The organism is Streptomyces sp. NPDC094034, assembly GCF_040303865.1.
In the GTDB taxonomy this organism is placed as follows: Bacteria; Actinomycetota; Actinomycetes; order Streptomycetales; family Streptomycetaceae; genus Streptomyces.
The window spans coordinates 1-18,414 of sequence record NZ_JBEOUD010000040.1 but is presented as its reverse complement, the minus strand read 5'-3'; the positions used below and the strand labels follow the sequence as shown (position 1 = coordinate 18,414).

Sequence of the window (18,414 nt, the reverse complement as noted above, 5' to 3'; positions counted from 1 at the left end):
ACTCGCCATCGAGGATGTGATCCTCTGTGAGGAGGACGTGTCATGACCAAGCAACTGACCGGCCGCAGCTACCACTTCGACCTCGGCGATCTGAAGGTGCGATTCACCTTCGATTCGCCGACCCAGGGCAGCTTCGTGGTAGTGCAGGGTGCGGGGCTCGCCCCTGACGGTCACGCAGAAACGGTGGATCTGAACCTGCGGGAGATCCGCGAAGGCGTCTACCTGAACTCCTGGACCGAGGCGAGTGGAGCCACGGTGACGCACCTGGAGGACTTTGAGAACGGGACGTTGTATTCCAACGTGACCGTCGACGGCAAGCTCTACCACTTCACCGGAACGATCAAGGAGGCCTGACCATGGCCAAGTACGCCGCCGGGCAGGACGAACAGGCAAAAGGCAACGTCGACATCGTACTCACCGCGATGCGGGAGTTGTTCGCCGACAAGGACCTCACCGCGATAGACCGATACTGGGCTGAGCCCTACATCCAGCACAGCCCGCGGATGCCCAATGGGCTCGACACCCTGCGCGATGTCGTTCCCCACCTGGAGGGCTTCTCCTGGGAGCCGCAGCGGATCGCCGCCCAGGGCGATCTGGTCTTCACTCACAGCATCGTCCACGGCTGGGCCCCGAACCCCGTGGCCATCGTCGACATCTTCCGGCTGGACAACGGACGCATCGTGGAACACTGGGACGTCGTCCAGGACATCGTCTCAGCCGAGGAATCCGTCAACGGCAACACCATGGTGTAGACACGGCAGGTTGGGCAGCCCGGTCTCATCGCTCTTGTCGCACCGGTCCTTCACCTCATCGTTCCAGGACGGGACTTGACGCCGTTGGGTGCCGGACGACCCGACCGTCGGCGGGAATCCGATGCTGAGCTGATGTGGCTACTCGGCGAGGACGCCGGATCCCTTGTAGGTCCTGTCCGGTCGGTCTTCGCGGGCCCGCGACGCCTGGCACCGCACCTCGCCGCGTTGTCGGAGTCGCCCAAGTACGTCCAGTACATGAGCGATCCTCCGCCTTGCGATGCACGGCACCAGACGCCGCGGGCTTATCCGCGAAGATCGACCGGACAGGACCTAGCCGTGACGCAGGGTGCGGTTCCTTCTGTCCTGATCAGCAGAAGTTGTCAGATCAACCATGTTGTCCTAGTGTTCCAACTGAAAGCTCAGCCGACCCTGCGCCCTTCCAGTCCTGGCGTGGGAGGAGTGGAGGGAAGCCCCGTGTGCGTTGCTGCGGCCGTCCTCGGCGTGATCCTCGCGTCCCCTGGTCCGGTCAGTCCGGCTGCTTCTCCATGTGGTCCAGGACGCGCTGGGAGATCCGGCCGAGTGTGCTGAGCTGGTTCGGGGTCAGGGCATCGATGAACAGGCGGCGGACGTGCTCGACGTGCTGGGGTGCGGCCTCTCTGATCGCCTCGTAGCCGGCCGGGGTGGCGACGATGAATGCTCCGCGTCCGTCGTCGGGGCACTCCTCCCTGGCCACGAGCCCGCGTTTCGCCATCCGCGTGACCTGGTGGGACATCCGGCTCTTCTCCCACTCCACGATCTTGGCCAGATCCAGGAAGCGCATCCGCCCGTTGCCCCTTTCGGTGAGGCCGACGAGCACGAGATAGTCGGAGGCTGACATTCCGGAGTCGGCCTGGACGAGTCGGGACAGTCGTCCGATGAGTGTCTCCTGCATTCGGATGAAGCTGTCCCAGGCAGCCTTCTGTTCCGGGTCGAGCCAGCGCGGCGGTGCGTCCATGGGGGCAGTCTAACGAAATCGTTGATAGCTCATCTACTGGTGGTGGCGGCGATACAACCCGCGGTGAGGCCGCGTCCGCCGTAACCAACACGTCCCCGTTCACGCCTGGCCCTGATGCGCGCGCCGGAAGGTGGGGGGTTAAGTTGATGCATCAACCTAGTGCGGCTAGGGTGATGTCCTGGCTGACGGGATTCCGCTGAGTCGAGCGGGATCAGACCCCACAAGGAGGACACATGACGGTCGAAGTGAGCGACGTGCCCGAGGCGATGCGCTACGAGGCCCGTGTCGATGGAGCGTCCAAGGTGGCGGGTGTCGCGGAGTACATCCGTACGACGGAACTCATCGCGTTCGTGCACACCGAGGTCGAGGCGGAGTACGAGGGAGCGGGAGTCGGGTCCGCGCTGGTCCGTACAGCCCTTGACGAGGCACGCGCCGCGAACCTGCGGGTGCTGGCCACCTGTCCCTTTTTCGCGGGCTGGATCATCCGGCACCCCGAGTACCAGGACCTGCTGTACCAGTCCCGCAGCAAGGTCAGTGACTGACAAGCCGAGCACGGCAGGAACGGAGGCGGGCATGAGCGGCGAATCCGAGCAGAAGGCATACCAGACGGAGTCGATCACGGTGACCTTCGAGGCCAGGCGCTGCCTCCACGCCGCCGAATGCGTCAATGGCCTGCCCGAGGTGTTCGACCCGACGAAGCGACCGTGGATCCAGCCGGAGAAAACCACGGCCGAGCGCCTGGCGGAGGTGGTGCGGCGCTGTCCCTCGGGCGCGCTCCAGTACGAACTCGTGAAGGCCGGGACGGAAACCCCCGACCGGCCCACCACGATCACCCGCGGTGCCACCGGACAGCTGACTGTGCGCGGGGAGCTGAGTGTGGACACGCCGCAAGGCACGCGCGCCGAGACCAGGGTCGTGCTGTGCGGCTGCGGGCAGAGCCGCCTCCAGCCGTACTGCGACCACGCGGGGCCCTGCGGTCAGTGACGACCACGCGGGACCCCGCGGTCAGTGACACGGCCGTGCCCGCTTCCCGCATGTAACACCCAAGATCTTGGAGTCGAGTAAATGTCCCTCGCAGTGCGATTCTCCGAGTACGGCACCCCTGACGTGCTGCGTATCCTCGATGTTCCGCCGCTCACCGCGGGTCCCGGGCAGGTACGGCTCGCGGTGCGCGCCGCGGGCGTCAATCCGATCGACTGGAAGATCCTGCACGGCTCCATGCGCCAGGTGATGCCCCTCGATCTCCCGGGCGGCCTCGGCTCCGACGTCGCCGGTGTGGTCGACCAGGTGGGCGAGGGCGTGACCGCCTTCGGCATCGGTGACGAAGTGCTGGGAGCCTCCCTTACACCCTCCTACGCGCAGTCGGCGCTCGCTGACCCCGCCGCACTGGTCGCCAAGCCGACCTCCGTCCCATGGGAGGTTGCCGCGACCCTGGCCGGTTCGGGTATCACCGCCTGGGAGGTTCTCAACAAGCTGAAGATCTCCACGGGGGAGACTCTGCTGATCCATGGCGCGGCCGGTGGCGTGGGTACGTTCGCTGTGCAGCTGGCCGTTGCTCGCGGTGCGCGTGTCATCGGCACCGCGAGTGAGCGCAACCATGAACAACTCCGCTCTTTCGGCGCGGAACCGGTCACCTACGGCAAGGGCCTGGTCGACCGCGTACGAGCGATTTCTCCCCACGGAGTCGACGCGGTCCTCGACGCCTCCGGTCGCGGTGAGATCCCGGACTCGATCGAACTCGCCGGCGGTCCGACACGCGTCCTCTCACTCGTGGCCTTCGGCGCCGCGGACACCGGAATCCAGGTGCACATGACAGAGCCGGGAGCGGGGGGCCCGGAAGTGCTCGGTGGCATCCTCGCTCTCATGGAGGCGGGACGGCTGCGGATCCCCCTCGCCGGTACCTACCCCCTCGACGAGGTTGCGGCGGCACTGGCGGTGAGCCAGTCGGGGCACCTGGGCGGCAAGCTCGTCGTACTCCCGGCGTAAGGTCACGACCTTTCGCGGCTGGTCCTTGTCCGCCCGGTGGGGACGGCGTCCGCTGAGGACGTGGGGCCGGCCCTCGGCCCAGTGCGCCTGGCCGAGCGCACTGTTCCGGTCACGGGACAGCTCAGTTGGCATGGCTAGACTTCCCTCGGCAGGGTGGTTGTGTTAGTGAGTTGAACCCACAACTCACCAGAGGGCCCGCAGTACGAAGGCTTGGCCGATTGACAAGCCGGGAGAGGTGGATGACCGATTGTCTGATCTCACATCGCGGCGATCGCCGCGGCCGAGCGGGCGAAGGCGAGCCCGCCCTCGTGCCGAATCCGTCGAGGTCGCCACGCCCCGCGTGTCGCGCGAGCAGCGGGAGAACTGGCAGTCACTGGTGATTCTCGCGCACTTGGTCGAAGCCGAGCTTGAGCGAAAGACGCAGGACGATGCCGGCATCCCGCACAGCCACTTCAAGATCCTCGCGTTGCTCGCCGGCGCGGATCGGTACACGATGGGCCTCACCCGATTGAGTCGGGCGCTACGGTTCCACAAGAGTCGGCTGTCACACGCACTCCGCTCACTGGAGGCCGCCGGATTCCTCCGCCGCGAGGACACTCCCGAAAAGGGCCGTGCCTACCAGGCCGTCCTCACACGTCGTGGTCTCGACCTCGTGCAGCGAGTGCTGCCGCTGCAGGACGCCTTCGCCCGTGACACTGTGCTCTCCGGACTCACCGCGACCGAAGTCACGCAACTGCGCACCATCGCTGAGAGGATCATCGCGAACCTGGATGATCGGGGGCAATGACCCGACCGGTGTGCCTGTCAGTGCCGCCGGGGGCGGGGCGCTGGGCCAGTGGATCAGCGCGTAGGCCGTGGTCGTGAGTTTGGGCATCAGGGCGTCCCGCAGGACGCGTTCGCGGTGATCCCGTGGTCCTGGTCGTGCTGGACACGCCGGATACGACGCTCCGCGCATCGCCCGCCCACTGGCCACCGGCCTCCGACGACCCTGGGAGAAGCCAGCCGAGCCGGACAAACTGACACCCGCACGCGTCCGGCGGGGGTTGAGGAACCTGTGCGTGAAGGTCGGCACCTCGGCCGGCGCACCCAAATCCCGCCCTGGCCCAGGCCGGCCACCGGGTTCGAAGAACCGACGCTCGGCCATTCGTCATGCCGCCGGCAGAGTCCCCGCGACCGGCGAGACATACAAGAGGCCCGCCCATCACAGGGTCGGCGCCAATCCCCGCCGTGTGATACCCGTTCCGAGCTGACTGCGGCCGCCACTGCCCGAAGCCCACACGGTCAGGCAGGATGGGCAGCGTGGACGCGAACACACGCCAGCCCGTGGATGACTTGGTTCATTGGAATGGTGAGCTCTCCGGACTCATCAGCAATGCCCGGCGAGGCGAACCGGCATCGGCTGTCATCTTCCGTCGTGACCACGCTGTGGCTGCCGTGGAGAAGGTCACCACTGGACTCGCCAGCTCCGGCCAACTCACCGATTGGGCGCAGGCCGTGCACTTCGAGGACCGTGTGCAAGTCGAGGACGGACACCAGGACCTGCTGACCCAGTTCCTCTTCGAGATTTCGACGCCCGAGCTGTTCGAACCAGTAACCCACGAAATCTGCCAGCGATGGCTACACATCCTGCGGGCATCGATAGCCTCCGATGCCGAAGTGGCCGAACGTTAAACGACAAGCCAAGCTTGTTCTTCAGGGTCTGGCCTGGTTGCGTTCGGCGATGGTCTCGGGCCGCCTGGCTGTTTTGCCCACGTCGTAGTGGGCGGTGGGCTGCCGGTTCTTCGAGCCGGGTCGTCGTCCGGGGCCGGGCCGGTTGGGTTTCGGTGCACGGGCCGGACAGGGCAAGTTGGGGCGGAGGTTCCTGAACCCCCATGCGGACCCGGGCGGGGTGAGCCGGCCGGGCTCGACCGGCTTCTCCCAGGGGCGGCGGAGGTCAGCGGCCGGCGGCCGGGCGAGGCGGAGTTGGGTGTGGGCGGCGGTGATCAGCCAGGTCCACCGGTCCGCCGCCTTGGGCGTGCGGAGTTTCGGGCGGGTCCAGCCCAGCGTCTGCTTGATCAACCGGAACCCGTGCTCGATGGTCGAATCTGCGCAGGAACGCCTGCCGGCGCAGATCGACGTCAAGGCTCGACGGGCCGGTGGCCGACGACGCCCACAGCCAGACGAGTGCGTCCAGGATCTGGCACCACGAGGTCGGGCCCGTATCCAACGCGGCCACGAACGAGTAGGGCCAGCCGTCAGCCACATCGAGTACAACGACCTGCACCTGCCTACACGGTGGACGGGCCCGGACGGTTCACAGATCGACCAGCAATTCGACGTACGCGGCAACCGCACCTCGCTGACCGGTTCGGACGGCTCCGTCGTCACCCACTACACCCATCACTCAACGGGCGCCCCTCCCACAATGACGGGCGCATTGGGGTCGGTGCTGACAAACGATCTCTTTGACCTGTGGTGCTGACGCGGGCCACACCTCGACGAGCAGGGAATCCAGACAGGCGATTCCCGCGTCACTCGATGCCTGCTCAGCCGAAGCCCCGTCACCTGTGCGTGCCTCCGGGCCGTCCGCCCACGGGCGCTCGACTCGCGATCGCGCTTGACACCCGACCATACTCCTCTCCAATATTGAGCTACTTAACTAGTGGACTAGCGGTGAGGTAGATGCGGTACTACATCGAGAGACGCCGTGGCGTCGCGGCGTACCAGCAGATCGTCGAGCAGACCAAACGGGCGGTCAGAGCAGGTGCGTTGAAGCCAGGTGACCGCTTGCCGACCGCTCGGGAGGCGGCCGAGACCTGCGCGGTGAACCCGAACACCACGCTCAAGGCGTACCGGGAGCTGGAGCGGGACGGCGTGGTGGAACTGCGACAGGGAGTGGGCACGTTCATCGCCGCCACGGCAGCGGACCGGAGCCACGCGCCCGCCGTCGAGTCGCCGCTGTACGTCGAACTGGCGGAGTGGACCGGGCGGGCGCTGGCCGCGGGTCTGGTGGAGGAGGACGTGCGGGACCTGGTCGAGCTGGCGCTTCAGGAGCGCCGGCGGACGACGGAGGGTACCGCCGGCAGTGGTACGGACGAGCGGCACGGGGGACGGAAATGAGCGGGTTGGCAGGAGAGGTGGCCACGTTGAACACGGGGCGGACCGCCCTGGAGGTACGCGGTCTCGGACGGCAGTACGGGCGCCGCTGGGTGTTGCGCGACGCGACGTTCCGGCTGCCCGCCGGACGCGTGTGCGGACTCGTGGGTCCGAACGGAGCGGGCAAGACGACGCTGCTGGAGATCGTCGCGGGGCTGCGCGGGGCGTCGGCGGGTGAGGCCAGAGTCTTCGGTGAGCCGGCCGGCGGGGTGGAAGCGCGGCAGCGCGTCGCGTTCCTGCCACAGGAGAAGCCGCTGTTCGCGCGCTTCACGGTCGCCGAGACGCTGCGGCTGGGCCGTGAGCTGAACCCGCGCTGGGACCAGGAGCTGGCCGAGGACTTCGTGGGGGCGGGTTCCGTTCCGCTCAACGCCAAGGTGGGACGGTTGTCCGGTGGCCAGCGCACCCGGGTCGCCCTCGCGGTGGCCCTGGGCAAGCGCCCCGACCTCGTCCTGCTGGACGAGCCGCTGGCCGACCTGGACCCGTTGGTGCGCAGGCAGACGGTTGCCGCGCTGCTGGGGGAGGTCGCCGAGCGCGGCATCACCGTCCTGCTCTCCAGCCACCTGGTCGCCGAACTCGACACGCTCTGCGACTACCTGCTGCTGGTGGCCCAGGGCGGACTGCGGCTGGCCGGTGACGTGGACGAGATCATCAGCGTCCACCGGAAGCTGTCCGCGCCCACCGACCGGGTGCCGTCCGGCCCCGGCGGGCTGCCCGCGGGCCTGGAGCACCACACGGTCGTGCAGATCCACAGCGACCAGCGGTACACCACCGCGCTGGTCCGCCCCGGCGGACCGGTCAGCTACATGTGGGACGCCAGCGCCCCGAACCTGGAGGAAGTGGTGCTCGCCTATCTGGAGCAGGACGGCTCCGCGCCGCTCATCAGCCCCAACTCGCATGTTCCCGGCATCGGTTCGGAGGTCGCGAAGTGACTGCGACGGCACAGGCGCTCCGGTCGGACGGGCGCTCCCCGGGACTGCCGGGACGGCGGAAGAAGCGGGCCCGGGGCTTCGGCCCGAGCGGGATGGTCTGGCTGGTGTGTCGCCAGCACCGGGTGGCGTTCCTCCTGTTGCTCGTGGCGGCGGCTGCCACGACGGTGGGTCTGGCATGGCTGGCCCAGGAGGCGAGCAGCGCGGTGGCGGCCGTCGAGGGGCCGAAACCGTCCGCCGAGGACATCGCGGTCCTCGACGCCGCGTACCTGCGGCTTGAGCTGCTGGGGCTGGCGCTGGCGGGTCTGCCGGTGATCATCGGCGTGTTCATCGGCGCCCCGCTGTTCGCGGGGGACCTGGAGACCGGCACCGCCAAGTTCGTGGGCGTCCAGTCCTACGGCCGCTGGAGCTGGGTGGCGACGAAGCTCGGCGTGGCCGCGCTGGTCGCGGCCGTGACGGCGCTCTCCACGGGGATCGCCATGAAGGCCCTGTGGACACCGCTGGTGAACCACTCGGCCATGGGTACCGACTTCACCGGCGCCGGCGGGTTCGACACCACGGGGCCGGTCACGGTCGCACTGGCGGTGCTCGGCCTGCTGATCGGCGCCGCCGCCGGGCTGCTGATGCGGCGCACGCTACCCGCGATGGTGGTGACCCTCATCGCCCTGCTGACCGTGAAGATCGCCTGGTCGCAACAGCGGATGATCTTCGCGGACACGGTGACCAAGACCACGGGCGGCGGCCGGTTCGGCGACGGTGACACTCCGCAGATTCCGGTCAGCGCCGTGGAGATCGACACCTCCTACGTGGCCGACGACGGCTCGCTGCACGGCTGGGGCACCTGCGTGGATACGAAGGACACGACGGCCTGTCTGCGGCGCGAAGGAATAGTCGGCTGGTCGGTGGAGTATCTGCCGTACTCCCATCTGGGCGCCATGCAGTGGGCGGCGACGGGTGCGCTGGCCGGACTGATCCTGCTGACGACGGGTGTGCTGGTGTACGCGGCGCGGCGCGCTCTGCGCTGACCTCGCACCCAGGATGTACCCCTCGGACTTCGCAGAGACGGCCGAGGGGTACGGGTCACGCCGCCGGGCGCGCTGTCCGCGTCCCGGCGGCAGGATCGTCGAGGCCGACAGCATCCCCCTGACGACCCGACGCCGCACAGGACGGGGGGCTGGACAATGAGGACAGATCGCATCGGGCAGACAGACGTCCGCTACCGCCAAGGCGGCGAAGGGGACCGCGCTGTGGTGTTCGTCAGCCGCTCAGCCGAGGGGTTCCCGGCGGGGACTCCCGCTACGGGCGGACCAAGGGGGCCAGTTGGGATCGGAGGGTTCCGGCGTGTGGTTGCAGGGAGCCGTCGAACGCGGCGGAGCCGATGGTGAAGGCGTCGGCTCCGGCCGATGCGAGTGACTGGATCTGGTCGGTGCTCGTGATGGAGCCGGCGATGACGAGGCGGCCGGTGGTGGCGGCGCGGGCGGCGCGGACCAGGTCGAGGGGGTCGGCGTCCGTCGCGCGGTAGGCGAGGAGGTCCACGCCGGCACAGCCCGCGGCCTGTGCCCTGCGGCAGTCCTCGGCGATGCGGTCCGGGCCGCCCGCGAGGACGGTGGGGTGTCCGCGGGGTTCTCCCGCGAAGGGCAGGTAGCCGATGGATGTGCCGTGCAGCAGGCCGAGGGTCTCCTCGATCCAGGTGCCGCCCATCAGCCAGTCGACGCCGAGTTCGGTCGCTGTTCGTACCGAGGTGAGGGCCTGCTCCCGGTTGGTGCTGACGACTTCGAGGTAGGTGGTGGCGCCCATGTCCCTGATACGGGTGTGGAGTCTGGCGAGGGTGTCGTGGCTGACGCCGATGTCCTTGAATCCGATGTGGGTGACACCGAGGCCGTCGATGGTGTCGAGGACCTCAAGGCAGTCGGTGACGGTGCGGTCGTCGCGGGTGAGCATGAAGATGAAGTCCATGGCGTCCTTCGGGTGTTCCCGGAGTGTTGCGGGTCGGTGGTCAGGGGCGGTGCGGTGCCTGCGCCGACAGGCGGTCGGCGTGGCGCAGGGCGGTGAGCAGGCTGGTGTGGTCGGCGGTGCCGAGCCCCGCGATGTCGAAGGCGGTGCCGTGGTCGACGCTGGTGCGGACGAAGGGCAGGCCGATGGTGATGTTGACGCCGTGTTCGAGCCCGAGGTACTTGACGGGGATGAGTCCCTGGTCGTGGTACTGGGCGACCACGGCGTCGAAGGCTCCGGCGCGGGCTCGCATGAAGACGGTGTCGGCGGGCCAGGGCCCGCTGGCGTCGATGCCCTCGCTGCGCGCGGCCCGGACGGCGGGGGCGATGATGTCCAGGTCCTCCCTGCCGAAGAGACCGTTCTCCCCCGCGTGGGGGTTGAGAGCGGCGACCGCGATCCGGGGGGCGGGCAGCCCGCCGCGCTGGAGGGTGCGGTGGGTGAGCCGGATGATGTCGAGTTCACGGGCGGTGGTGATCGCGTCGATCGCGGTGCGCAGGGACTCGTGCACGGTGACCAGGACGACCCGCAACTCGTCGGTGGCCATCATCATCGCGTAGTCCGTGGTACCGGAGAGATCGGCGAGGATCTCGGTGTGCCCGGGGTAGGCGACGCCGGACAGGCGCAGCGCTTCCTTGTTGATCGGCGCGGTCACCAGGGCCCGTACCTCGTCCGTCAGGGCGAGCCGGATGCCGCGGCGGACGTACTCGAAGGACGCCGCTCCGGCGCGGGCGTCGAGGGTGCCCCAAGGCAGGTCGGGCGGCAGACCGTTCCCGGTGAGGACGTCCACCGTGCCGGGGGCGAAGGTTGCCTGGTCGACCGATGTGACGGGGCGGATGGTGAGGCGGGTGCCGGCGATCCTGTCGGCACGCGCGAGGACGTCCACGTCTCCGACGACGACGACCGGCGCGGTACGCCGCGGATCGGCGCACGCTTTGAGAGTGATCTCGGGGCCGATCCCACAGGGGTCGCCCATGGTGATGGCGATCGGGGTCATGTGTGCTCTCCTGGTGTGAGGGGATGCCGGACGAGCCGGCACAGACGCAGAAGCAGGGCGTCGTCGCCGAAGCCGCCTGCCTTGATCAGCACGGGGAGCGGGAACTGTCCGAGGACGGTTCCCCGGGCGACGCCGGGCTCGGGTTCGTCGAGCAGGTCGATACCCGTGGCACCGAGGGGCCGGAGCACGGCCGCGGCCGTTTCTCCCCCCGTGACGACCAGGGCGTCGACCGTACGATCCTCGATCAGGGCCCGGACGACCGCCGTCAGCGAGCGGGCGAGTGTGCGCGCGGTCTGTGGCGTGTGACGTTCGCCGGGTGACTGCACGGTGAGGATGGGGGCCGTCAGGCCGCGCAGGGTCCGTACGGCCGAGGCCGGGTCGCCGCCGACGGTGACGCCCTCGACGTCCGGCCGCGACCGCAGCGTGGTCAACTGCCGCCGGGTCGCCGGGTTGACGCTGCCGACGACGACCAAGGGCCGTCGGGCCGGCGTCGGTATCGGTGTGGTGCTTCCGGCGGCGCGGGCGTATCGCCGGGCCAGGGCGGCGGCCAGCCCCGGGGAGCCCGCCCAGAGCACGTCGTCGGGATACGGCACCGCCGCCACCAGGCGGTCGAGGTCGCCGTCGGTGGCGGCGGACCAGACGATCAGGCCGCCGTCGCCGATCAGCCGGGGCAGTTCGACGGCGTGGCCCGGCCCGGCGAGGACGGCCTGCGGGAACAGCGCGGTGAGGTCCGAGCACCCCACGGGGTGGACCGGATCACGGGCGAAGTCGCTGTCGTGGACCGGTACGCCCCGCACATACTGGACTCCCTCCACCGTCACCCTCCCCTCCGCCGGAAAGGCCGGAGCGATGACGACGGCCCGTCTCCCCGACGCCGCCCACGCGGCCGACACTTCCGCCGTCACATGACCGCGCAGGGTGGAATCCACCGTCTTGAGGAGCAGCCCGGATCCGGCGAACAGGTGTGCTGCCTGCCGGGTTCGCCCGACAGCGGCCTCCTCGTCCAGTCCGCGGCTCCCGGTGTCGACGGCGATCACGCTCGTGCCAGGCCCGGGCGGAGCCGCCGGGGTGGCGAGCAGTATCCGGGCGTCGTGACCGGCGCGGCGAAACGGCGCGGCACCGTCCCCCGCACTGGTGAGATCGTCCGCCAGGATGGCGATGCCCGAGCGGGCGCCGTTGCGCACTGCCATTCCCACCCCTCGATGTTCTCGGCGTCAGCTGTGACCGGACCAATTGTCATGGAGGCGAAAACAGCAGGACAAGCGATTCATCCTCACAGCACCTGTGAGTAGAGTTCACGCATGCGATGGTCGTCCCTCCCCCCGCTGAACTCCCTCCTGTCTTTCGAGGCGACCGTCCGGCACGCGAGCATGACCGCCGCCGCGAAGGAACTGCACGTCACGCACGGCGCGGTGAGCCGGCAGATCCAGAACCTGGAACGCTCCCTCGGGACAACGCTGTTCGAGCGACACACCCGTGCCCTGCGCCCGACCCCGCAGGCCCGCCAGTTGGCGGCCGTCGTCCGGGACGCACTCGACCAGATCGACGCGACGGCCGGGCAGATCTCGCAGCGCACCCCCGCGGGTCCCCTGGCCCTGTCCTGTGAGCCCACGCTCCTGATGCGGTGGCTCATCCCCCGGCTGCCCGATCTGGCCGTGAGCGTCCCTGATCTCACCGTCCATCTGTCCGCGGGCGGCGGCCCCGTGTTCTTCGAGCGGGACGGCGTCGACGCCGCGATCCGCAGGGACGACTTCCCGTTCCCCGAAGAGGCGAGCCGTACCCGCTTGTTCACCGAGCGGATCGGCCCCGTCTGTCGCCCCGATCTCGCGGCCCGGCTGGCCCGCGGCGACGACCGTTCACAGGCGGACCTGCTGCACACCGCCACCCGACCCGGGGCGTGGGACGACTGGCGGCGCATCACCGGCAGGAAAGCGGAACCCGCCACCGAACAGACCCTGGAGCACTTCTACCTGACGCTCCAGGCCGCCGCGGCCGGCGTCGGGGTCGCCATCGCCCCGTACGCCGTCGTCCGCGACGATCTGGAGCGGGGCCAGCTCGTCGCGCCCTTCGGTTTCGTCCCCGACGGCACCAGCTACCACCTCCTCAGCCGCCGGTCACCCGAGCAGGACGCGCGTGTCAGCCAGTTGAGGGCATGGCTCAAGGCCCAGACGAGCCGGCTGGAAACCGAGCCCCGCTGAACGGTGGGCAGTGTGGGCCATGAACGGTACTCATCCGCCCCCTGGACACCGCCCGCCGCCGCCCGCCTGCGGAGAACAGACCACAGGAGGAAAGCCGGCTGACGATCAAAGGTCCGTGGGCCGTGGCCACATGACCCCTGACGATGTGCTCCTTGACAATACGACTGGTCATATTCAATTCTGGACGACGACCATGCCACACCGTGCTGGAGGGGTTGCTATGCAGGTAGCGGTGGTGACGTTCGACGGATTCAACGAGCTGGACAGCTTCATCGCCTCGGCGGTGATCAACAGATGCCGCAGGGACGGGCTGGAAGCATTCATCACGACACCGACCCCGGTCGTCACGTCGATGAACGGCGTCGACGTGACCGGCCAGCGCTCCTTCGACTTCGTGACCGAGGCCGACGTCGTGCTGATCGGCAGCGGAGTGAAGGCCCGCGATGTTGTCGCCGACGGACAGCTGCTGTCGATGCTGCCGCTGGATGCGTCACGGCAGTTGATCGGGGCGCAGTGCTCCGGCGCTCTGGTGCTGTCGCACCTGGGGATTCTGGGTGACATGCCGGCCTGCACGGACATCATGACCCGGCCTTACGTCGAGGCCCGGGGTGTCACTGTCCTGGACGTGCCCTTCCATGCCGAGGGGAACATTGCCACGGCGGGAGGCTGTCTGGCGTCCCACTATCTTGGGGCCTGGGTGATCACCCGCACGCTCGGCGAGGAGGCGGCGCGTGAAGTCCTCGACTATGTGGCGCCGGTCGGAGAGAACGACGAGTACGTCGAGCGGGCGATGAGGGCGATTCACGCGGGCGAACTCACGCCTCGCTGACCCGGTCAGTCCGAATACGACGGGCTGGTTCCGGTTCAGCGGCGCCGATGACATGACGGAAATGTCGAAGACGGCAGGACGCTCACGGGGAGGCTCCCCGTGAGCGTCCTTGGTGTCAGTCGACTTCCGCGACACACCGGCTCTTCCGGATCTCCCGGTCGGGGTGTGTCACGCCTTCCCCGAGTCCGCCCCGGCGGCAGGCGGCACGGTGGTCAGCGAGTCGAACACCGTGAAGAAGTCGTCGAGCGGTGCCCCGCTGCGAGTGATCTTTGCCCGCAGAGCCGCCCCCTCCCACGCGTCCACCAGGAACCGCGCGAGCACGGCACCGTCCACCCGACTCGCCAGCGCTCCCGCTTCCTGTGCCTCGCCCAGGGCGGCGGCCAGGAGTGACTCCCAGACGGCGAGCCTCCTGGCCACTTCCTCCCGGATGACCGGGCTCTGCGTGGACAGCTCCGCCCCGAAGTTCCCGAACAGACAGCCCCGGGCATAGCCGTACTGCTGAAGGTCCTTCGACAGGTACTCGAAGTGCACACGGATGCGCTCGACGGCTGGAGTCGCCGTAGCGGTGAGCATGCGCATCTGGCGTCCGTGGGCGTAGCGGCTCATCACTTCGACAGCCATGGACTCCTTGCTGTCGAAGTGGTTGTAGAAGGAGCCCTTCGGAGTTCCGGCCGTATCGGTGATGTCCTTGATGCCACTGCCATTGAAACCGTGTTCATGGAAGCGGTCGGAGGCAGCCTCGATCAGCTGCTCACGCATGCTGGGCCTGGGCATGTTCCACACTCCTCTTCGCCACAATCAATATGGCCAGTCACCTTGAACGCTGTCAAGTCCCGAATAAAGGGGGTTCTTCCAGGTCATCGGCCCCGGTGGTTCTCAAGGAGCCGCAGGCAGACCTCACTGATGGTCGGAAACGCGGGTACGGCGTGCCACGGCCGCTCCACCGGTACCTCCCCGGCGATCGATCACGACGGTCGCGGGCGGGACGTCAGTCATCGGCGCTGTAGTGGAGCAGGAAGTCGCGTTCGTGATCGCGTCCTGCGTCGGGGCCCTGCTTCGGCGTGGACGCATGGCCGGCGATGGTGTCGTCCAGGGCGATACGCGCGGGCAGGTGCCGAAAGCGGCCGGGACCCGCTTCCAGGGGGTGCTGCTCGCGGGCCATGCGCAGGGCGAACTGCTCGATCCAGTCCATCTCAGGCGGGTAGGGCTCGCCCAGGGCATCGTCGTACTGCCGGGCGGCCCGCCGCATGGCGTCGGCGAGGTCGGCCGTCGATTCGAATGTGATCCTCACGCTCTTCCCTCTCGTGCTCGTCCTTGTCCCGTTCGGCGCCGGGAGAAGACTCCGACGGCCCTTGGACGGTCCGGTGAGTGCTGCCCGGCCCGCTCGTCACTGCGACGGATTGCTTCCGGTCTGCTCGCCTGCGATCTGGTTGGCGTACCAGTCCCATTGGGAGCGGTGGGGTGTGTGGTGCGTCCCGTCGTGGTGCGGGTCGGCGGCCGACGCGCGGCGCAGTGCCGCGGCGAGCGCGGCGGGGGAGCCGAAGCTGAGGACCGACGGGTCCTGCCGTCCGGGGAGCCGGGTGGTGACCTCCTGGACGACCCAGCCGTTGCCGTCGGGGTCGTTGAAGGAGAGGAAGGAGCCGTAGCTGCTGCGCTTGGGGTCCGGTCCGGGGACGCGGGCATCGGTGCCGGCATGGTGGAACACTCCGCCGGCGTCGTGGAACACCTCGCTCGGCCCGGCGCCGCGCTGCTTGAGTTCCTCGTAGACGGCCTCGATGTCCTCCACGATGAGGTGGAGGCCCTGTGCGGTGCCGGGGGGCTGGGAGGTGACCGAGGTGCCGAAGATGACGGAGGCGGGGGAGCCGGGCGGGGTCACCTGGACGACGCGGAAGTGTTCGTCCGTGGCGATGTCGGCGTCGAGCCGCCAGCCGAGTGCGGTGTAAAAGTCCTTGGCGCGGTCTACGTCGGTGACAGGTATCACGACTACTTCGAGCTTCATGTCCATGGTCTGGGCCTTCTGTGTTCGGTGGCGGGCGCGGGGTTCCCCGCGGCGGGGTGGTGCGCCCGTCATTCGGGTCGCGGCCGGGGCGGCGCGTTCGGGTGGGGCGCCGCCCCGGCCTTGGCGCGACCCGCCCTGTGGGGGAATCAGCCGGGGCGGGTCACGGGTCAGGGGGTGGTCAGCGGGCGGTCGTCTTCGCGGCCTGTTCGATGACGCCGGTCACGGTGTCCGGGCGGGTGAGGGTGACGGCGTGGGAGGCGTCGACCTCGGTTATGCGGGCGTGGGCGCGCTCGGCCATGAATGTCTGCGCGACCGGGTTGATGGCGTCGTCCTGGATTCGGCCGATCACGCCGCTCCAACTGGAGGCGTCCACGAAGGCCTCGTGCACGAGGACGACGGGGGGCTTCTGTTTCGGTGCAGGACTCTGTGATGTGACGGAGGCCGGAATCGTGAGAGCCAGTGCCACCGCGGTCATCCCCACCGCCGCGACGCCGAGGGTGAGAACGGAACTACCGGGGCGACGGAGGGCGCTCTTCACAGACATGGTGGATCTCCTTGCTATGCAGCCGTGTTCGGCCGGACGAGTGTTGACGGGTTGTTGCCGCCGGGCGGAGCCCTCAGCACACGCTGAGGGCTCCGCCGTAGCACCGCTGTGGCAGGAGGGCAGCATGGATCTAATCAAGATGACCGGTCGTCTTAATCAGGACATGCCCACATGCGAGTCCTTTGCGGACGGATGCTGAAACGGTCACCGGTCGGGACACTGGGGCATCGGCATCGCCCGCGGGTCCCTTCGCCCTCGGAGGGCGGTCAGTTGGCCTTCCACCAGTTGGTGACGACCTTGGCGTATTCGGCCGGGGCTTCCTCCCAGACGAAGTGGCTGGCGTCGATGATGTCGAGCTTGCTGTTCGGCAGGTGCTTGTGCAGGAACTCCGCGTTCTCCGGCGGAACCACCGTGTCGTGGCGGGCGGTGGCGATCTGGACCGGCGTCTGGATGCCGGGCAGAAGTTCGGCGAGGACGGGCAGCTCAGTGGGGTAGGCGCGGACGTAGGCCATCTGGTCGACGAAGCGCTGGCCGACGTAGGAGGCCAGGTAGTCCTCGCGGACGGCGTCCGGCAACTTGTAGCCCTGGATGGTCTCCAATGTCGCCGTCACGGCTGCCTTGGGGGGGTAGGCCCGGTAGGGGGTGAGGTCCTCGTCGAGCACCCACTCCTCCAGGGGGCTGCCCAGGGCCAGCGGGACCGAGGTTCCACCGGTGCCCACGACCAGGCTCTGGAATCTTTCCGGGTGCCGGGCGGCGGCGAACAGGGATGCCGCGGTGCCGACGTCCGGGCCTACGACGTGGGGCTTCTCCAGGCCGAAGGCGTCGGCGATCTTCACGATGAATTCGCCCATCGCGGCGGGGGACATCAGGTCCTCGCGGAGTTCGGAGTGCCCGAACCCGGGGAGGTCCACGGCGGTCAGGTGGGCGTGCTGGGCCAGCCGCGACCAGGTCGCGTCGTAGCTGTAAAGGCTCTCCGGCCACGGGCTCAGCAACAGGGCCTTGCGCTCGTGGGGTGTCTCGCTCCGGGCGTACCGGATGGACAGTCCGTCGATCGTGCGGAACTCGGTCTTGATCTCGCTCATTTTCCTTGTCCCTCTCAGGTTTTCGGAGGTGGTGCCCGGGTCGTGCACTGGCGGGGTCGCATGCACTCAAGGTGCTCCCGATGCCTCGTGTGGCACCGCTCGGACGCGTCGCCTCATGCCCGGTGAACGACCGCCGTAATGGCCGTTTCCATCTTCGCGCTTTCGGTTCTAACACGCACGACCGACACATGTAAAGGTCTTCATCGATTAGACCATGTGCTACGGTGTGAGACATGGCCACAGACGAAGGAAGGCACCTCGCGCCCCGGGTCCCCCCAGAGGCTGCGATGATCGTGAATCTGCTCAACTCCCGGCCGCACGGCGCGGGAGACATGTTTCCCGACCAGCTCGACAAACCCGAGACGGCCGGAGTGATCCTGGGCCTCTTCGGCCCGCCGGAAGCGGCTGCGCCGGCGTCGGAGCGCATCGATCTGATCCGCGGACTGCGCACGGTCCTCCTGGGCATGGTTTGGCCGCAGAGTGAAACGGAAGCGGACGCCCGACTGGCCGAACTCAATGAGTACGCGTCCTCGGTCACCCTGCGCCAGGACTTCTCCGGGCAGGGGGAGGTGCGGCTGCGGCAGGTGGGCGGTGACCCGGTTGTCGGCGGTATCACCCGCGCGGTGGCCGATCTCATGACGGCGGACAAGTGGTCCCGTATCCGCATCTGCGACAACAGTTCCTGCCATCACGCGTTCTATGACGCTACGCGCAGCCGTACCCAGCGGTGGCACTCCTACGAGATGTGCGGCAACAAGGCCAATGTGGCGGCCTACCGGGCGCGCAAGAAGGTCGAGTCCTGATTCCTGGGACGCGGCATGGCCTCTGGGTTCGCCCAGGAGTGAGCCTCGCGTGACCCGGGCGGGTGGGCGGCCGGTGCCCCGGGGTTAGGTCCTGTCCGGTCGATCTTCGCGGATAAGCCCGCGGCGTCTGGTGCCGTGCATCGCAAGGCGGAGGATCGCCCATGTACTGGACGTACTTGG

General features: G+C 68.5%; 22 protein-coding genes and 2 pseudogenes. 14 read left to right on the top strand and 10 right to left on the bottom strand.

Annotated features, from left to right (window positions below):
* The first annotated feature begins 42 nt into the window (after positions 1–42).
* Both ABTZ59_RS28595 and ABTZ59_RS28590 read left to right on the top strand, forming a co-directional pair.
* A complete protein-coding gene (locus tag ABTZ59_RS28595) occupies positions 43–354 on the top strand; it encodes a MoaF-related domain-containing protein (RefSeq protein WP_351419485.1) in 312 nt (103 codons plus the stop codon).
* A gap of 2 nt (positions 355–356) precedes the next feature.
* Entirely contained in the window at positions 357–752 is a 396-nt protein-coding gene (locus ABTZ59_RS28590; RefSeq protein ID WP_351419482.1) for a nuclear transport factor 2 family protein, read from the top strand.
* Between the two features lie 526 nt (positions 753–1,278).
* Here the strand turns inward: ABTZ59_RS28590 and ABTZ59_RS28585 are convergent.
* Positions 1,279–1,746 (bottom strand): MarR family winged helix-turn-helix transcriptional regulator, encoded by a 468-nt coding sequence (locus tag ABTZ59_RS28585; RefSeq protein ID WP_351419480.1) that lies wholly within the window; start codon positions 1,744–1,746, stop codon positions 1,279–1,281.
* 233 nt (positions 1,747–1,979) lie between these two features.
* Here ABTZ59_RS28585 and ABTZ59_RS28580 point away from each other — a divergent pair, with 233 nt between their 5' ends.
* The 6 genes and pseudogenes from ABTZ59_RS28580 to ABTZ59_RS28555 all read left to right on the top strand — a co-directional run bounded on the left by ABTZ59_RS28580 (position 1,980) and on the right by ABTZ59_RS28555 (position 5,403).
* Entirely contained in the window at positions 1,980–2,288 is a 309-nt protein-coding gene (locus ABTZ59_RS28580; protein WP_351419473.1) for a GNAT family N-acetyltransferase, read from the top strand.
* Between the two features lie 31 nt (positions 2,289–2,319).
* Positions 2,320–2,730: a (4Fe-4S)-binding protein gene (locus ABTZ59_RS28575; protein ID WP_351419470.1), complete on the top strand. Its 411-nt coding sequence runs from the start codon at positions 2,320–2,322 to the stop codon at positions 2,728–2,730.
* An 81-nt stretch (positions 2,731–2,811) separates the two neighbouring features.
* Positions 2,812–3,732 carry an NADP-dependent oxidoreductase gene (locus ABTZ59_RS28570; protein WP_351419468.1) on the top strand — a complete coding sequence of 307 codons (921 nt, stop codon included), beginning with the start codon at positions 2,812–2,814 and terminating at the stop codon, positions 3,730–3,732.
* Between the two features lie 340 nt (positions 3,733–4,072).
* Positions 4,073–4,519, top strand: coding sequence for a MarR family winged helix-turn-helix transcriptional regulator (locus ABTZ59_RS28565; protein WP_351419465.1), 447 nt, complete (start codon positions 4,073–4,075; stop codon positions 4,517–4,519).
* A gap of 163 nt (positions 4,520–4,682) precedes the next feature.
* Positions 4,683–4,982, top strand: a pseudogene (locus ABTZ59_RS28560) (NF041680 family putative transposase); the annotation flags it as partial.
* 49 nt (positions 4,983–5,031) lie between these two features.
* A complete protein-coding gene (locus ABTZ59_RS28555) occupies positions 5,032–5,403 on the top strand; it encodes a hypothetical protein (RefSeq protein ID WP_351419462.1) in 372 nt (123 codons plus the stop codon).
* Between the two features lie 21 nt (positions 5,404–5,424).
* On the opposite strand, the pseudogene ABTZ59_RS28550 reads toward ABTZ59_RS28555, so the two are convergent.
* Positions 5,425–5,893 (bottom strand): annotated as a pseudogene (locus ABTZ59_RS28550) (NF041680 family putative transposase); the annotation flags it as partial.
* 500 nt (positions 5,894–6,393) lie between these two features.
* On the opposite strand from ABTZ59_RS28550, the gene ABTZ59_RS28540 reads away from it, so the two are divergent.
* From ABTZ59_RS28540 to ABTZ59_RS28530, 3 genes are read left to right on the top strand one after another with little or no spacing between them, the layout of a single operon-like run.
* On the top strand, positions 6,394–6,831 hold the full coding sequence (locus ABTZ59_RS28540) for a GntR family transcriptional regulator (RefSeq protein WP_351419459.1): 438 nt from the start codon (positions 6,394–6,396) through the stop codon (positions 6,829–6,831).
* Positions 6,828–7,796 carry an ABC transporter ATP-binding protein gene (locus tag ABTZ59_RS28535; RefSeq protein ID WP_503003770.1) on the top strand — a complete coding sequence of 323 codons (969 nt, stop codon included), beginning with the start codon at positions 6,828–6,830 and terminating at the stop codon, positions 7,794–7,796. Before ABTZ59_RS28540 ends, ABTZ59_RS28535 begins: the two co-directional genes overlap by 4 nt.
* Positions 7,793–8,818 carry an ABC-2 membrane transporter-related protein gene (locus tag ABTZ59_RS28530; protein ID WP_351419451.1) on the top strand — a complete coding sequence of 342 codons (1,026 nt, stop codon included), beginning with the start codon at positions 7,793–7,795 and terminating at the stop codon, positions 8,816–8,818. Before ABTZ59_RS28535 ends, ABTZ59_RS28530 begins: the two co-directional genes overlap by 4 nt.
* A 271-nt stretch (positions 8,819–9,089) precedes the next feature.
* On the opposite strand, the gene ABTZ59_RS28525 is transcribed toward ABTZ59_RS28530, so the two are convergent.
* The 3 genes from ABTZ59_RS28525 to ABTZ59_RS28515 are packed head-to-tail and all read right to left on the bottom strand — an operon-like array spanning position 9,090 to position 11,969.
* Positions 9,090–9,749: a HisA/HisF-related TIM barrel protein gene (locus ABTZ59_RS28525; protein WP_351419447.1), complete on the bottom strand. Its 660-nt coding sequence runs from the start codon at positions 9,747–9,749 to the stop codon at positions 9,090–9,092.
* A gap of 40 nt (positions 9,750–9,789) precedes the next feature.
* Positions 9,790–10,779 carry a 4-hydroxythreonine-4-phosphate dehydrogenase PdxA gene (gene pdxA, locus ABTZ59_RS28520; RefSeq protein ID WP_351419443.1) on the bottom strand — a complete coding sequence of 330 codons (990 nt, stop codon included), beginning with the start codon at positions 10,777–10,779 and terminating at the stop codon, positions 9,790–9,792.
* Entirely contained in the window at positions 10,776–11,969 is a 1,194-nt protein-coding gene (locus ABTZ59_RS28515) for a four-carbon acid sugar kinase family protein (RefSeq protein ID WP_351419439.1), read from the bottom strand. The genes pdxA and ABTZ59_RS28515 overlap by 4 nt, the downstream gene beginning before the upstream one ends.
* Before the next feature lie 111 nt (positions 11,970–12,080).
* Here ABTZ59_RS28515 and ABTZ59_RS28510 point away from each other — a divergent pair, with 111 nt between their 5' ends.
* On the top strand, positions 12,081–12,977 hold the full coding sequence (locus ABTZ59_RS28510; protein ID WP_351419435.1) for a LysR family transcriptional regulator: 897 nt from the start codon (positions 12,081–12,083) through the stop codon (positions 12,975–12,977).
* 220 nt (positions 12,978–13,197) lie between these two features.
* Positions 13,198–13,806 carry a DJ-1/PfpI family protein gene (locus ABTZ59_RS28505; RefSeq protein WP_351419565.1) on the top strand — a complete coding sequence of 203 codons (609 nt, stop codon included), beginning with the start codon at positions 13,198–13,200 and terminating at the stop codon, positions 13,804–13,806.
* 168 nt (positions 13,807–13,974) lie between these two features.
* On the opposite strand, the gene ABTZ59_RS28500 is transcribed toward ABTZ59_RS28505, so the two are convergent.
* From ABTZ59_RS28500 to ABTZ59_RS28480, 5 genes are all read right to left on the bottom strand, one after another.
* On the bottom strand, positions 13,975–14,580 hold the full coding sequence (locus ABTZ59_RS28500; RefSeq protein WP_351419432.1) for a TetR/AcrR family transcriptional regulator: 606 nt from the start codon (positions 14,578–14,580) through the stop codon (positions 13,975–13,977).
* A 214-nt stretch (positions 14,581–14,794) separates the two neighbouring features.
* On the bottom strand, positions 14,795–15,097 hold the full coding sequence (locus ABTZ59_RS28495; RefSeq protein WP_351419429.1) for a hypothetical protein: 303 nt from the start codon (positions 15,095–15,097) through the stop codon (positions 14,795–14,797).
* Positions 15,098–15,193: 96 nt separating this feature from the next.
* On the bottom strand, positions 15,194–15,805 hold the full coding sequence (locus ABTZ59_RS28490) for a VOC family protein (protein WP_351419426.1): 612 nt from the start codon (positions 15,803–15,805) through the stop codon (positions 15,194–15,196).
* A 178-nt stretch (positions 15,806–15,983) separates the two neighbouring features.
* On the bottom strand, positions 15,984–16,349 hold the full coding sequence (locus ABTZ59_RS28485; protein ID WP_351419422.1) for a hypothetical protein: 366 nt from the start codon (positions 16,347–16,349) through the stop codon (positions 15,984–15,986).
* Positions 16,350–16,615: 266 nt separating this feature from the next.
* Entirely contained in the window at positions 16,616–17,431 is an 816-nt protein-coding gene (locus ABTZ59_RS28480) for an alpha/beta fold hydrolase (protein WP_351419419.1), read from the bottom strand.
* Positions 17,432–17,664: 233 nt separating this feature from the next.
* Between ABTZ59_RS28480 and ABTZ59_RS28475 the strand changes: the two genes are divergently transcribed.
* Positions 17,665–18,234 (top strand): CGNR zinc finger domain-containing protein, encoded by a 570-nt coding sequence (locus ABTZ59_RS28475; RefSeq protein ID WP_351419416.1) that lies wholly within the window; start codon positions 17,665–17,667, stop codon positions 18,232–18,234.
* The last annotated feature ends 180 nt before the right edge of the window (positions 18,235–18,414 follow it).

Excerpts from the sequence above, each read along its gene's own strand:
- ABTZ59_RS28595 (WP_351419485.1), top strand. The coding sequence starts at position 43 with ATGACCAAGCAACTGACCGGCCGCAGCTACCACTTCGACCTCGGCGAT.
- ABTZ59_RS28590 (WP_351419482.1), top strand. The coding sequence starts at position 357 with ATGGCCAAGTACGCCGCCGGGCAGGACGAACAGGCAAAAGGCAACGTC.
- ABTZ59_RS28585 (WP_351419480.1), bottom strand. The coding sequence starts at position 1,746 with ATGGACGCACCGCCGCGCTGGCTCGACCCGGAACAGAAGGCTGCCTGG.
- ABTZ59_RS28580 (WP_351419473.1), top strand. The coding sequence starts at position 1,980 with ATGACGGTCGAAGTGAGCGACGTGCCCGAGGCGATGCGCTACGAGGCC.
- ABTZ59_RS28575 (WP_351419470.1), top strand. The coding sequence starts at position 2,320 with ATGAGCGGCGAATCCGAGCAGAAGGCATACCAGACGGAGTCGATCACG.
- ABTZ59_RS28570 (WP_351419468.1), top strand. The coding sequence starts at position 2,812 with ATGTCCCTCGCAGTGCGATTCTCCGAGTACGGCACCCCTGACGTGCTG.
- ABTZ59_RS28540 (WP_351419459.1), top strand. The coding sequence starts at position 6,394 with ATGCGGTACTACATCGAGAGACGCCGTGGCGTCGCGGCGTACCAGCAG.
- ABTZ59_RS28535 (WP_503003770.1), top strand. The coding sequence starts at position 6,828 with ATGAGCGGGTTGGCAGGAGAGGTGGCCACGTTGAACACGGGGCGGACC.
- ABTZ59_RS28525 (WP_351419447.1), bottom strand. The coding sequence starts at position 9,749 with ATGGACTTCATCTTCATGCTCACCCGCGACGACCGCACCGTCACCGAC.
- pdxA (WP_351419443.1), bottom strand. The coding sequence starts at position 10,779 with ATGACCCCGATCGCCATCACCATGGGCGACCCCTGTGGGATCGGCCCC.
- ABTZ59_RS28515 (WP_351419439.1), bottom strand. The coding sequence starts at position 11,969 with ATGGCAGTGCGCAACGGCGCCCGCTCGGGCATCGCCATCCTGGCGGAC.
- ABTZ59_RS28510 (WP_351419435.1), top strand. The coding sequence starts at position 12,081 with ATGCGATGGTCGTCCCTCCCCCCGCTGAACTCCCTCCTGTCTTTCGAG.
- ABTZ59_RS28505 (WP_351419565.1), top strand. The coding sequence starts at position 13,198 with ATGCAGGTAGCGGTGGTGACGTTCGACGGATTCAACGAGCTGGACAGC.
- ABTZ59_RS28500 (WP_351419432.1), bottom strand. The coding sequence starts at position 14,580 with ATGCCCAGGCCCAGCATGCGTGAGCAGCTGATCGAGGCTGCCTCCGAC.
- ABTZ59_RS28490 (WP_351419426.1), bottom strand. The coding sequence starts at position 15,805 with ATGAAGCTCGAAGTAGTCGTGATACCTGTCACCGACGTAGACCGCGCC.
- ABTZ59_RS28485 (WP_351419422.1), bottom strand. The coding sequence starts at position 16,349 with ATGTCTGTGAAGAGCGCCCTCCGTCGCCCCGGTAGTTCCGTTCTCACC.
- ABTZ59_RS28480 (WP_351419419.1), bottom strand. The coding sequence starts at position 17,431 with ATGAGCGAGATCAAGACCGAGTTCCGCACGATCGACGGACTGTCCATC.
- ABTZ59_RS28475 (WP_351419416.1), top strand. The coding sequence starts at position 17,665 with ATGGCCACAGACGAAGGAAGGCACCTCGCGCCCCGGGTCCCCCCAGAG.